The sequence below is a fragment of the Acuticoccus sp. I52.16.1 genome (assembly GCF_022865125.1).
Classification (GTDB): Bacteria; Pseudomonadota; Alphaproteobacteria; order Rhizobiales; family Amorphaceae; genus Acuticoccus.
On the sequence record NZ_CP094828.1, the window covers coordinates 507,282 to 520,431 of the forward strand.

Genomic DNA, 13,150 nt, shown 5'->3' on the forward strand with positions numbered 1-13,150 from the left:
CCGGCGCGGCGCGCGCCGGACGCCTCAGCGGATCGTGTCGAGCACGCTCTCCAGGGTCGAGAACAGCGCCTCGATCTGAGCCTCGGTGATGACGAGGGGCGGCGACAGGGCGATGATGTCGCCGGTGACGCGGATCATCAGCCCGGCGTCGAACGCGGCCTGCATCGCCTCCATGCCGCGGGCGCCGGGCGCCCCCTCGCGCGGGGCCAGCTCGATGGCGCCGATCAGGCCGAGATTGCGGATGTCGACCACATGGGGCCGGTCCGCGAGCATGTGCAAGCGCTCCTCCCAGATCGGCGCCAGCATCCCGGCATGCTCGAAGAGGAAGTCCTCGCGGTAGACCGAGAGTGTGGCGAGCGCCGCCGCGCACGCCAGCGGATGCGCCGAATAGGTGTAGCCGTGGAACAGCTCGATCGGCGTCTCGGAGCGTTCCACGATCGTGTCGTGGATCCTGGCCGACGTCATCACCGCGCCCATCGGCACCGCAGCGTTGGTCAGGCCCTTCGCCAGCGTCATGATATCGGGAACGTTGCCGTAAAAGTCCGCGGCGGACGAGGCGCCCAGGCGGCCGAACGCGGTGATCACCTCGTCGAAGACGAGGAGGATGCCGTGCCGGTCGCAGATCTGGCGCAGGCGATGGATGTAGCCCTTCGGCGGCACGAGGACCCCCGTCGACCCGGCGATCGGCTCGACGATGACCGCGGCGATGGCGTGCGCGCCGTGGATCTCGATCAGCCGCTCCAGGTCGTCGGCGAGTTCGACGCCGCCGTGCTCCGGCGCGCCCTTGCTGAAGGCGTTCTCCGGCCGATGGGTGGAGACCAAGTGATCGACCGGTCGAAGCCCCTCGCCGAAGCCCAGCTTGTTGCGCGCGATCCCGCCGACCGACATGCCGCCGAAGCCCGAGCCGTGGTAGCCCCGGTCGCGGCCGATCAGCAGCGTGCGCTCCCCCTCCCCGTTGGCGCGGTGATAGGCGAGTGCGATCTTGAGCGCCGAATCGACCGCCTCGGACCCCGAGTTGGCGAAGAAGACGTGCTTCAGCGACGAAGGGAACATTTCCGTCAGCCGCGAGGCCAGCGTGAAGGCGGCGGGGTGGCCGAACTGGAAGCTCGGCGCATAATCGAGCCGGGCGGCCTGCTCCTGGATCGCGGCGACGATGCGCGGATCGCCGTGACCGGCGTTGACGCACCACAGGCCCGCCGTCCCGTCGAGGATCTGCCGGCCGTCGGCGGCGGTGTAGTACATGCCTTTGGCCGAGACGCACAGGCGCGGGTGCCCCTTGAAGTCCCGGTTGGCCGTGTACGGCATCCAGAAGCTGGAGAGGTCGTTCGGCCGGTCGGCGATGGCGTCCATGGTGTTTCCCCTCCGGCACCATGGTCCGGTGCCGGTCGCGCTGGCGGCGCCCCATGGGTCGGGCGCCGTCTACCTTCATCGCGCCCTCATAGCACCGCGGCTTTGCGATCGCACCCTTTGCGCCGCGGGCGTTCCCGCGGCCCGCCCCTCAGGCGCCGCCGAACACCTCGCGCAGACGCATCGGCTCGACGATGCCCCGCTCCGTCACCAGCGCGGTGACGAGGCGGGCGGGCGTTACGTCGAAGGCGGGGTTGGAGGCACCGGTCGCGGGGGTGGTGATGCAGACCGTCTCGATACGGCCGTCCGCGGTCCGGCCGGTCACGTCGGTCACCTCCGCCGCGGCACGTTCCTCGATCGGCACGTCGTCGCCCCGTTCCAGCGAGAGGTCGAGCGTGGGCGACGGAAGCGCGACGTAGAAGGGGACGCGATTGTCGTAGGCGGCGAGCGCTTTCAGGTAGGTGCCGATCTTGTTGCAGACGTCGCCGTTGGCGGCGGTCCGGTCGGTGCCGACGATGCAAAGATCCACCCTGCCCTGCCGCATCAGGTGGCCGCCGGCATTGTCGGCGATCAGCGTGTGCGGCACGCCCGCCTCGGCGAGCTCCCACGCGGTCAGGGAGGCGCCCTGGTTGCGCGGCCGCGTCTCGTCCACCCACACGTGGACGGGGATGCCGGCGGCGTGCGCCTTGTAGATCGGCGCCGTCGCCGTGCCCCAGCCGACGGTCGCCAGCCAGCCGGCGTTGCAGTGGGTCAAGATGTTCACCGGGCCGCCGCGCGGGCGCGCCTTTTGCGCCGCCTCGATGAGCGCCAGCCCATGGTCGCCGATGGCGCCGTTGAGGGCGACGTCCTCGGTGGCGATCGCCTCGGCCTCGGCCCAGGCGGCGGCGGGTCGCTCGGCAGGGGGTAGCGGGGCGAGCGCGGCGGCCATCCGCGCCAGCGCCCAGCCGAGGTTCACCGCCGTCGGCCGCGTGGCGAAGAGGATCTGCCGTGCGAGCGCCAACGCGGCGTCCGAGGGGTCGACGTCCGCGGCGATGGCCATGCCGTAGGCGGCGGTCGCGCCGATCAGCGGGGCACCGCGCACGCGCATCACCGCGATCGCCTCGGCCACCTCCTCCACGGTCGCGAGGCGGCGGGTGGTGTATTCGTGCGGCAGCAGCGTCTGGTCGATGATCTCGACCGTGCCGTGTCCCGCGGCCCAGATGGTGCGCCGCGCCGAACCGTCCTGGCTGTTGTTCATCGTCCCGTTTCCTGCCGCACCATTGACGCCACGAGCCGCCGGACCATCGGCGCCACGACGAACACCACCGGGCACGCGACCGCCCAAGAGGTGAGCCAGGCCTCCAGCCACACCCACGGAAGGTGCGGCACAAGCCCGGCCGCCCGAACCGTCGCGATGCCCGACACGATGAACGACATGAACCCCGACAAGAAGAGGGAGAACAGGTAAGGGGCGAATCGAGGGTGCATCACGCTCACTCAGTCTCTCATGTCCGCCCCGCGTCGGATCCGGTCGCGGCCGGGCGGGGCACCGGGCGACCACCTTACCCCGCGGGCCCGTCCCGCGCGGGTGCCGGTACGGGTGACGGCGCCGTTCCGCCGCGCGTCAGGCCTCGGCGGCGAGTGCGGCGGCGACAGCCTCGGCGGTCGGGATCGGGGCGACCGCGCCGTAGCCGCGCACCGAGAGCGCGGCCGCGCAGGCCGCGGTGCGCGCCGCCGCCGCCGCATCCCCCGCCTCCAGCCACTTGACGAGGAACGCGCCGTCGAAGCAGTCGCCCGCGCCTGATGCGTCGACCGCCTCGGTCGGGAACGGCGGCACCGCGTGGGTTCTCTCCCCCTCGCGCACCATCGCCCCGTCGGCCCCCAGCGTGAGGGCGACGACGCGCGGGCCGAGACCGGCGTAGAAGTCGAGGATCGCGGCGGGGTCGGTGAGGCCGGAGAGCGCCGAGGCGTCGTCGAACCCCGGCAGCGCGATGGTCGCCATCGCCACGGCTTCGTGGATCACCGCGCGCGCCCGGGCCAGCGGCCACAGCCGGGCGCGGTAGTTGAGGTCGTAGGAGACCGGCACCCCGACGTCTTTGGCCGTGTCCATCGCCGCGAAGCAGGTATCGCAGGCGGTGGGGGAGATCGCTTGACTGATGCCCGAGAGGTGCAGCAGCCGCGCGCCGGTGATCGCCGCCGCGTCGAGGTCGGCCGGGCGCATCAGCGCCGCCGCGGACCCGGCGCGCCGGTAGGAGAAGCTGTGCCCCCGCTCGTCGTGGTCGACGAAGTAGATGCCCGTCGGCGCATCCGGATGGCGCGTCACGTAGCGGGTGTCGACGCCCTCGGTGTGCCACAGGTCCATGATCATGTCGCCGAACTGGTCGGTACCCAGCGCGGTCAGCATCGCGACCTTCGCCCCCTGCCGGGCCGCCGCGATGGCGACGTTGGAGACGTCCCCGCCGAACCCTTCGAGCCACCGCCCGTCGTCCTGGCGGTTGAACTCGATCATCGGCTCCCCGAGGCAGACGATATCCATCAGCGGCCCATGGCGGCGCGCGCGGCGGCGGCGAACGCCCGCGCGTCGGTGACGACGTCGGCGAGGGCCTTGCCGGGCTTGTAGAGCGCCGAGCCGATGCCGACGCCGTCCGCCCCGCCGGCCATCCACTCGCCGATATTGCCGGCGTCGACGCCGCCGGTGACGACGAGGCGCGTGCCCTTCGGCAGCACCGCGCGCATCGCCTTCACCACCTTGGGGCTCAGCCCGTCGCCGGGGAAGAGCTTCAGCGCGTCCGCCCCTGCGTCCAGCGCCTGGAACGCCTCGGACGGGGTGAAGACACCCGGCACCGAGATCAGCCCGCACCGCTTGGTGGCCTTCACCACCTCGGGGTTGAAGTTGGGCGACACGACGATGGTCCCGCCCGCGTCGGCGACGCGCGAGACGTCCTCCGGGACCAGCACGGTACCGGCGCCGACGATGGACGTCGCGCCGAAGCGGTCGGCCTGGATGCGGATCGACATGAAGGGGTCCGGCGAGTTGAGCGGGACTTCCATCACCGGGATCGCCGCATCGGCGAGCGCCTGGCCGACGCCCTCCGCCTCGTCCGGCGAAATCCCGCGCAGCACCGCCACCACCGGCATCGATTTGAGCGCGTCGTCGAGCGTCATCGGCCCATCCACCTCTTGTGTCCTGGAGACTTCCTGCATGCCGGGCCGGCGGGCGTCAACGCCGCGGCGGCACGGCGCCGGGGTCGCGCCCCGGAAGCTCGGCGAGCACGGCGCGGCGCTGCGCCTCGCTCATCCTCGCCCAGCCGGCGATCTCGTCGATCGTGCGGGCGCAGCCGAGGCACAGACCCGTCGCCGGCGCGATCCGGCAGACCTTGTTGCAGGGGCTCACCGCGGCGTCCGTCATCCGGTCCGTTTCAGCGCGGCGACGAAGAACCCGTCGGTGCCCGTGGCGGCGGGCGTCATCGTCATCATCAGCCCCTCCGCGCTCCAGGGTCTGGGCGCGGTCTCGCCGGCGATGTCGACCCAGGCATCGGCCATCGAGGTCAGGGTGAAGTCGGACGCGCGGTCCAGGAAGTCGGCGATCTGCGCCTCGTTCTCCTGCGGCAGGACCGAGCACGTCACGTAGATCAGCACCCCGCCGGGACGCACGAAGGCGCGCGCCTCGTCCAGCACCGCGGCCTGTTCGTCGAGGCGGCGTTCCAGCGCCTCCTCGGTGAGGCGCCACTTGGTGTCGGGCCTGCGGCGCCAGGTGCCGGATCCGGAGCACGGCGCGTCGACGAGGACCTTGTCCATTTTGCCTTCGAGCGCCGAGAGGTCGGCGCCGGCGCGGTGGACCTGCACATTGCGCACGCCAGCGCGCTTGATTCGCTCGAAAATGGGGGCGAGCTGGTTCTGGTCGACGTCCGTGGCGTGGAGTTGGCCGCGGTTGTCCATCTGCGCGGCGAGCGCCAGGGTCTTGCCGCCGGCGCCGGCGCACAGGTCGAGGATCTGCTCGCCGGGGTGGGCGAGCACCATCAGCGCCGCCGCCTGGCTCCCCTCGTCCTGCACCTCGACGTGGCCGCGCTGGTAGACCTCCTCGCGCACGATGTTGGCCGAGCGGTCCCACCCGTCGCGCGCCGGCAGCCGCACCGCGGCCGGGCTGATCGCCCCCGCCGTCGCGCCGAAGCGCTTGAGGGCCGAAAGCACCTTGGCCCGATCGGCCTTCAGCGTGTTGACACGCAGATCCACCGGGGCGCGGGCGGCGAGCGCGGCCGCCTCGGCCACCCACTCGTCGGCGAAGTTGTCCTCGAAAGCGGGAGCCACCCACGCCGGCACGTCGGCGGCGACGTCGGCCGGTGCCTCGGCGAGGCGGTCGGCGGTGAAGGCGGCGCGCTCGGCGTCGGTGAGGTCGCCGGGGCCGTGATGCTCGGTGGCGAGCGCGGTGAGGTCGGCGAGGCCGACGCCCCAGCGGTAGCGCAAGGTGGCGAGGGTGACGGCGCGCGGCGTATCGGCGCCCGCCCGCCAGGCGGACGAGCGGCGCCAGCGCAGCGCGTCGTAGACGAGATTGGCGATGGCGCCGCGGTCGCCGGACCCGGCGAAGCGGTGCGACAGGCCCCAGTCCTTCAACGCGTCCGCCACCGGGCGGTGACGTGCCTCGATATCCTCAAGAACTTCGATCGCCGCCGCGATCCGGCCTGCCGGCTTCATCGTCTCAGATCCTAGTCTCGCCGCGTGCCGGGACCGTGGCATCCGGTATCAGCGCGCGCCCGTCGCGATCCCACCAGTCGGCGAGCATCCGGAACCAGCGCAGCGCCAGCTCGGCCGCATGCGCATCGAAGCCGCCAAGCACCGTCATCAACGGCACGGGCAGCGCAACCCCGAGGCCGGTGGCCCCGTAGGGCGCAGCGCTCGCCCACGACCACACCGAGCGGCGCACCGCGTCGAGCGCCGCATCCTGTGCCGCTTCGGCCCCGGCGGGCAGGCCGATCAACAACTGGGCCGCTCCGAACGGTCCGCTCGCTTCGCAGTGGAGGCGATAGCGGAACGCGCACGGCGCGACGTCCGCCGCCTCGAAGCGCTCCCAATTCTCATCCGCGCCGTAGTGTTCGCGCAGCGCCGGGCATTCGAGCCCGATCGCCGCCGCGCGCGAGGATCCCGCGAAGTAGGCGAACAGCGCCTCTCTGAGCCGGCGGGCGCCGGGGTCCGGATCCTGGTCCGCCACTACCGGCCCGACGGGTAGTTCGGGCTCTCGCGCACGATGGCGACGTCGTGAACGTGGCTCTCGGCGAGGCCCGCGTTGGTGATGCGCACGAAGCGCGCCTTGTCGCGCAGCTCCTGCAGCGTGTGGGCGCCGACGTAGCCCATCGCCGAGCGCAGGCCGCCGATCAGCTGGTGGATCACGTTGGCGGCGGGGCCCTTGTAGGGCACCTGCCCCTCGATCCCTTCCGGCACCATCTTCATGGTGTCGCGGACCTCCTCCTGGAAGTAGCGGTCGGCCGAGCCGCGGGCCATCGCCCCCAGCGAGCCCATGCCGCGATACGCCTTGTAGGAGCGGCCCTGGTGGAGATAGACCTCGCCCGGCGCCTCCTCCGTGCCGGCCAGCAGCGAGCCGACCATGGCGCACGAGGCGCCGGCGGCCAGCGCCTTGGCGAGGTCGCCGGAGAACTTGATGCCACCGTCGGCGACGACCGGCGTGTCGGAGCCGGACGCGGCCTTGCACGCCTCCATGACGGCGGTGAGCTGCGGCATCCCCACCCCCGCGACGACGCGCGTGGTGCAGATGGAGCCCGGCCCGATGCCGACCTTCACCGCGTCGGCGCCGGCGTCGATCAGCGCCTTGGTGCCCTCGGGTGTGGCGACGTTGCCGGCCAGCACCTGCACCTGGTTGGACAGCCGCTTCACCTGCGCGACGGTGTTGAGCACCTTTTGCGAGTGACCGTGCGCGGTGTCGACGACGATGAGGTCGACCTCGGCGTCGATCAGCGCCTCGACGCGCTCCATGCCGGTGTCGCCGACGTTGGTCGCCGCGGCGACGCGCAGGCGCCCCTTGCCGTCCTTCACCGCGTTCGGATAGGCGCGCGCCTTCTCCATGTCCTTCACGGTAATGAGACCGGTGCAGTTGCCCGTTTCGTCCACCACCAGCAGCTTCTCGATCCGGTGTTGATGCAGCAGGCGCTTGGCCTCGTCCTGGCCCACCTCGTCGCGCACGGTGACGAGGTTCTTCGCCGTCATCAGCTCGCGCACGGGCTGCTTCATGTCGTTGGCGAAGCGCACGTCACGGTTGGTCAGGACGCCGATCAGGCGGCCGCGGATGTGCCCGCCGAGGCCGCCGTTCTCCACCACCGGGATGCCGGAGATCTTGTGCATGTCCATCAGCGCCAGAGCATCGCCCAGGGTCGCCTCGGGGCCGATCACCAGGGGGTCGACGATCATGCCGCTTTCGAACTTCTTCACCCGACGGACCGCGGCGGCCTGCTCGGCCGGGGTCATGTTGCGGTGAATGGTGCCCATGCCGCCGGCCTGGGCCATGGCGATGGCGAGTTCGGCCTCGGTGACCGTGTCCATCGCCGAGGAGAGAATTGGAATGTTCAGCGGCAGTTCGCGGGTGACATGGGTCGCCACGCGGGTCTCGTTCGGCAGGACCTCGCTCAGGCCCGGCATGAGCAGAACATCGTCGAACGTGAGCGCCTCGATCGTCGCGAGGCTCACAAACTCGGCCATCTATCGTCCCCCTTCCCGCGGCACCGTCGCGCGGGGCCGGCGGTCGGGTCCGCCGTCCGGCCCCATAGCGGGTCTTGCGGTGAACATCAACGCGGTGCGCCCCGTCATGCACGGTTGGGAGCTATGCAGCTTCCTGGGCGTCGACCTTGGTGGCGCCGAGGTCGTCGACCGGCAATGGCCCGGTCGGTCGGGAGAGGCGCGCGAAGACGACCCAGTGGAAGCGCTCCTGCGCGCGGGTCAGCGCCACATAGGTCAGCCGCTTCCACAGCGGGATGCCTCCGTCGACGATGCCGGCCCGCGCGGCGGCCTTGAGGTCGGGCGCGAACACCTGGACGTCCGGCCACTGCGAGCCCTGCGCCTTGTGGATCGTCAGCGCCGCCCCGTGCAGGAAGGTCGCCCCCATGCGCGCCACGAAGGGGAACCAGGGCTCCTCCTCGCCTGTCCGCTCGATCTTCACGATCGAGGCGCAGACGATGTTCGGCTCGTCCGCCCCGACCACATGCATGCGCGACAGGCCCGGCTTCTTGCCCGGCCCGCGGAAGATCACCTGCGCACCGCGGATCAGCCCGCGCGCCTCCAGCTCGAACCGGCGGTTCTGCTGCTTGGCGGGGAGTTCGATTCCGTCGCACAGCAGCGGCTCGCCGGGCATCAGCTCGTCCTCGCTCGCTCCGTAGGCGGCGCGGAATGCGGTGATGAGGCGGATGCGCGTCGCATTGCGCCAGACGAGGACCGGCGAGCGAGCCATCAGGTCGGAGTCGACGCGCGGGGTGACGACGATCCTGTCGTCGCGCCGGGCGGCGTCCTCCACCATCGCCTCGAACGCGGGGAAGGAGAGGTCGGGGTCGCCGAGCGCGTGGGCGAGGTCGAGGATGGGGCTGCCCGCTTCCTGGCGGTGGACCCGCTCCAGGCGCACGACTTCGCCCTCGGGCAACTTGTCGAACACCATGTCGCCCCCCTTCACGGGGGCGAGCTGGGCCGGGTCGCCGAAGAGGATGAGCGTCGGAAACAGCTCCTTGAGATCGCTCAGCTGGGCTTCCGACAGCATCGACGCCTCGTCGACGAAGCCGATGTCCATCGTCTCGTCGCGCCGCGTCCAGCCGGAGATGAAGTCGCTTCCCCGGAGACCGGCCATCGCCAGCGCGCCGACGACGGACTTGTTGGTCTCGTAGAACTTGGCGGCGCGCTCCAGCATCTCGTCGGTGTAGCCCTCGGGCTTGACCTCGGTCTCGCCGGAGATCCAGTCGACCAGCGCCTGATACACTTCGTCGAACACCGGGCGGTAGAGGAGCCGGTGCAGCGTGACCGCCGGGACGCCGCGCTGGCGCAGCACGCTGGCGGCCTTGTTGGTGGGGGTGACGATGGCGAGGCTGCGGTCGCTCGCCTTGCGCTTCTTGTTGTCGTCGGGCGCGGCGATCTCGCACCCCGCCGCCTCGAGGTCTTTCACGAGCCGCGCGAGGACGTGCGTCTTGCCGGAGCCCGCCTTGCCGACCACGGCGACGACGCCGGAGGTGCGCTCCGGCGCCTCGGTGACGCCGCGGGCGATGTCGACCCCGCGCGCGGCCAGCAGCGCCGCGACGCGCGACCACGCGGTCGCCTGATCGGCGGCGAACTCTTCGTGGGGGCAGGCGAAATCCGCCGTCGTCTCGCCCGTCATCCGTCCTCCCACCCCGCCGATTCGGGCCAATAGGGCACCACCGTATCATGGGCCCGGCGGGGGGCGCGACGGGGCCGCGGCGCGAAAGGCGCGCCGTCCCACACGCCGTGCCGGCCTAGTCGCGCCGGATGGTCGGCTTCACGTGGCCCGTGAGGCTGACCGCCCGGAGGATGCCCAGCGCGTCGAGCGTGCCCAGGGTGATCCCGGGGGGCAGCGCGTGGGCGGCGGCGTATTCGTCCAGCGCCTCGTACCAGCTCTCGCGGAAGGGGGCGCCGGCGGGGCCCGGATGGAGGCCGCGCGCGATCATCGCCGTCTGCAGCATCAGCCAGTGCTCGGCGGTGAAAAAGGTGGAGATGTCCGTCCGCAGGACGCCCTCTCCATGGCCGCCCGCGTCCCGCGCGAGGTCCAGCGCGGTGGTGAGGTCCCAGGTGTCGCCGAACCCCTCGACCTTGAGGAAGGCGGCCAGGGCTTCGGCCTCGGGCAGGCGGTAGGTCGCGCCGCGCAGGGCCGTCTGGTAGGCCGAATCGAGGTTGGTGAGGCGGTATTCGACCAGCGCCAGCTCGGCGAGCGCGGGATAGTAGCCGGCGTCGGCGAGACGGGTGAAGGCGAGGCGCATGTCGATGAGGGTGGCGTAGGTGTCCGGATCGAGGCGCAGCTTGGCGACGGCGGCGCGATGGCGCACGGCCATGCGCTCCCCGCCCCTGTCCTTCAGCCGGTCGAGGCAGGCGACACGGCGCTTGCCGTCGACCGCCACCTCGCACTGGAGGAGCGCGCAGGCCGACCCGCCGTCGCCGCAAAGGCCCATCCACTCGGCGGCCGACAGCGCGTCGGCCGGGGTGACGGCGTACTTCTGCACCACGCGCAGCGCGCCGGCGGCGGCATCGGGATGCCACACCGCGGAAAGGCACCGCGCCGCCTCCTGGAAGGAGAGCGCGTCGACCTGCCGGTCGGACATGCCGAAGACGTAGCCGCTGTTGCCGCGCGGCGGCTCGCCGATTCGCCGGCACTGCGCCGCGCTCGCCTGCGTCAGCGTCGCGGCGATCGGGGTTCGTAGCGTGGCGCCGTCGCTCACCGGCGCGAACGTCAGCGCCGCGAGCAATGCGAGGATCAAACCCATGCCCTACTCCATACTCGACGTGGGGCTCGTCGCGGACGCTCGCACCTCGGGCCGTCCGCTCGAACGGATGCTGCTGCGGTGGAGACTACACCGAAACCCGGCCCCTTGTCGCGCGTGTCGCGCGCCGTCCGCCAACGCTGTCGCGCGTGTCGCGCGCCGTCCGCCACGCCTGGCGCCGGCGCGGTGGGTCGCGGTCAGTCCGCCGCGACGGGGCGGTAGCCGAGCGTCGCGAGCAGCCGGTCGACCATCTCGCGCTGGACCGTCGCCCCATGCTGGGCTTCCACGTTGAAGTAGGGCCGAGTGTCGTTCAGGACGACGTGGTTCGAGAACGAGCAATCGCTGTTGGCGCGCGTCACATGCTCGTGAACCACGCTGAAGCCGGCCTCGTTGAGCATGCGGCGGACGGCCGACGCATCGGGGTCGGCGCGGATCGGCTCGGCGCCGGCGATGTAGATGAGGTTGTCCGGATCGCCGAAGGGCGGCTCGGCGATGGGGTAGCCCTTCTCCTTGGTGGTCCAGACCTCGGCCGTGACGCTGCCTCCGTCGGTGTTGTTGTGGGCCGAGAAGATGTGCCGACGGCCGGCGAAGAGGTCCATGACGAAGGCGGTGTAGGTGGGCATCGGTGCCGCGATGGCGCAGGGGCGCGCATCCGCGGCGGTACGGGCGAAGGCGCGGTTGGGGTCGATGCCGGCGAAGAGGCGCGTCTCCTCGCCCGCGACGCTCACCATCCGCCCGCCATAGCGCGCCACGGCGTGAACGGCGGCGTCGAACGCCTCGGCTTCGTCATCGTGCGGCAGGTACCAGACCGGGCCGCCCGGATGGCGCGGGTTCTCCACCGCGACGAACGTCCACCTCACCGCGCCCTCGACGAGCGTGATGCGCGAGGTGCAAAGCCCGGCGCCGGCGATCACGGCGCGGTTGCGGCGGACGTCGGCATCGTCCACGGCGCCGGCGCCGGTGCAGCCGGGCGGCGCGGCGGCGGCGGGGCGGGCCCGGCGGGTGTGCGGCGCGATGGGGTTGATGCGGGGAAGCTTCGTCGGCACCAGGGCCGGCGCCGGACCGGCCGGGAACAGAGCCGGGTCGGCGAAGGCGCGTTGCAGCTGCGGCGGCACCGCGGCGCCGGGCCCGCCGACCACGGGAGCCGGCCCGCCGGGGGTCGGAGCGCCGGGGGTTCGGACGCCGGGAGCCGGCCCGCCGAGGGTCGGGACGCCAAATGTCAGGACGCCGGGGGTCGGGACGCCGGGGGTCGGGGCGCTGCCGCCTCGCGCCGTGCCGCCGGCCGGACCCGCGGGAGCGGGACGCATGTCGCCCTTGGCGGCGGAGCCGCCTGCCGGGACCGCGATCGGCAGCGCCGCCGCCATGGTGGTCGACGCGGTGTCCGCCATCCTCGCCATCTGCCGGACGAAGGCGCGCGCGAAGAGCCTATCGTGCATCGTCGAAGGACTGGCGCGCAGCTCCTGCGCGAGGCCGGAAAGGTAGACGTCCGGCAGCGGGCGGGCGCTGGTGTCGTACGGCGACGCGTCGATCCGGACGATGCCGCGGGCGCGGGCGTCGTCGGCATAGTCCGCCTCGGTCATCCGGCCGAGGCGCAGGAGCGCGATCCGCACCAGGCACCGGCGCTCGTCTCCCGACGAGGTGGCCGCGGCGAGCTGCACGGCGAGGGCGAGATTGTCGACTTCGGTGCGCACGCGGCGGCAGTCCGCCGTGTCGAACGCGGCTGCGCCGGACGCCCACGACAGCACGCCCGCGACGACGGCCAAGGCGACGGCTCGGACGAAGAGGCGCATGCCGCCCCCCATGGTTTCCCGATCCAAGGCCGCGACTTTGGAGGCGGCGGCACATCCCGGTCAACCCCGGCGCGAGCCGGCGCGAGAGGTTTCAACCTCTATCATATGGAGCCTGCGACGCACGCTCGACCTATTCGTCGGGCGCGGGCTCGGACCGGTCGCCGGGGGCGCGGTCGCGTTCGTAAGAGCGCACTTGCGGGAACGGGGGGAGCCAGGCCTCGCGGCGCACGGTCCACAGCTCGTAGGTCGGGCGCAGGCGGCCCGGCTCGTCGAGCGTACCGAGGTGCACCTCCACCTCGTCGCCGCTGCGCGAGAACACCGGTGAGCCGCAGCGCGGGCAGAACCAGCGCCCCTCATACTCGGCCGGCCTCCCCTCGACCGTGACCGCCTCGCGCGCGAACACGGCCGAGGCGTGGAACAGCGCGCCGTGGTGCTTGCGGCAGTCGAGGCAGTGGCACAGTCCGACGCGGTACGGACGCCCCGCCGCCACGATCCTCACATCACCGCACAGGCAGCCCCCGGCGAAACGATCCATGCCGCACCTTCGATCCCCACCCGCGG

General features: G+C 72.2%; 13 protein-coding genes. All 13 read right to left on the bottom strand.

The annotated features are described in order from the left end of the window. Positions 1-24: 24 nt before the first annotated feature. Positions 25-1,350, bottom strand: coding sequence for an aminotransferase class III-fold pyridoxal phosphate-dependent enzyme (locus tag MRB58_RS02350; protein ID WP_244780043.1), 1,326 nt, complete (start codon positions 1,348-1,350; stop codon positions 25-27). A 148-nt stretch (positions 1,351-1,498) separates the two neighbouring features. After that, the gene (gene mtnA / locus MRB58_RS02355) at positions 1,499-2,584 is read right to left on the bottom strand and encodes an S-methyl-5-thioribose-1-phosphate isomerase (RefSeq protein ID WP_244780045.1); all 1,086 of its coding nucleotides are present in this window, start codon (positions 2,582-2,584) and stop codon (positions 1,499-1,501) included. After that, on the bottom strand, positions 2,581-2,814 hold the full coding sequence (locus MRB58_RS02360; protein ID WP_244781871.1) for a DUF2798 domain-containing protein: 234 nt from the start codon (positions 2,812-2,814) through the stop codon (positions 2,581-2,583). Before MRB58_RS02360 ends, mtnA begins: the two co-directional genes overlap by 4 nt. A gap of 136 nt (positions 2,815-2,950) precedes the next feature. Further along, a complete protein-coding gene (locus tag MRB58_RS02365) occupies positions 2,951-3,862 on the bottom strand; it encodes a sugar kinase (RefSeq protein WP_244780047.1) in 912 nt (303 codons plus the stop codon). Continuing rightward, positions 3,862-4,491, bottom strand: a complete 630-nt coding sequence (locus tag MRB58_RS02370; protein ID WP_244780049.1) for a 2-dehydro-3-deoxy-6-phosphogalactonate aldolase — start codon at positions 4,489-4,491, stop codon at positions 3,862-3,864. The genes MRB58_RS02365 and MRB58_RS02370 overlap by 1 nt, the downstream gene beginning before the upstream one ends. A 55-nt stretch (positions 4,492-4,546) precedes the next feature. Then, positions 4,547-4,735 (bottom strand): DUF1289 domain-containing protein, encoded by a 189-nt coding sequence (locus MRB58_RS02375; RefSeq protein ID WP_244780051.1) that lies wholly within the window; start codon positions 4,733-4,735, stop codon positions 4,547-4,549. Further along, positions 4,732-6,018 (bottom strand): RsmB/NOP family class I SAM-dependent RNA methyltransferase, encoded by a 1,287-nt coding sequence (locus tag MRB58_RS02380; protein WP_244780053.1) that lies wholly within the window; start codon positions 6,016-6,018, stop codon positions 4,732-4,734. Before MRB58_RS02380 ends, MRB58_RS02375 begins: the two co-directional genes overlap by 4 nt. A 4-nt stretch (positions 6,019-6,022) precedes the next feature. Beyond that, positions 6,023-6,532, bottom strand: coding sequence for a hypothetical protein (locus MRB58_RS02385; protein WP_244780054.1), 510 nt, complete (start codon positions 6,530-6,532; stop codon positions 6,023-6,025). Beyond that, positions 6,532-8,031 carry an IMP dehydrogenase gene (gene guaB, locus MRB58_RS02390; protein WP_244780056.1) on the bottom strand — a complete coding sequence of 500 codons (1,500 nt, stop codon included), beginning with the start codon at positions 8,029-8,031 and terminating at the stop codon, positions 6,532-6,534. The genes MRB58_RS02385 and guaB overlap by 1 nt, the downstream gene beginning before the upstream one ends. Positions 8,032-8,152: 121 nt before the next feature. Further along, the gene (locus MRB58_RS02395; RefSeq protein ID WP_244780058.1) at positions 8,153-9,685 is read right to left on the bottom strand and encodes an ATP-dependent RecD-like DNA helicase; all 1,533 of its coding nucleotides are present in this window, start codon (positions 9,683-9,685) and stop codon (positions 8,153-8,155) included. 115 nt (positions 9,686-9,800) lie between these two features. Then, on the bottom strand, positions 9,801-10,802 hold the full coding sequence (locus MRB58_RS02400; RefSeq protein ID WP_244780059.1) for a hypothetical protein: 1,002 nt from the start codon (positions 10,800-10,802) through the stop codon (positions 9,801-9,803). A 194-nt stretch (positions 10,803-10,996) separates the two neighbouring features. Next, positions 10,997-12,589, bottom strand: coding sequence for a hypothetical protein (locus tag MRB58_RS02405; protein WP_244780061.1), 1,593 nt, complete (start codon positions 12,587-12,589; stop codon positions 10,997-10,999). Between the two features lie 130 nt (positions 12,590-12,719). Beyond that, positions 12,720-13,124: a GFA family protein gene (locus tag MRB58_RS02410; protein ID WP_244780063.1), complete on the bottom strand. Its 405-nt coding sequence runs from the start codon at positions 13,122-13,124 to the stop codon at positions 12,720-12,722. Positions 13,125-13,150 lie beyond the last annotated feature (26 nt).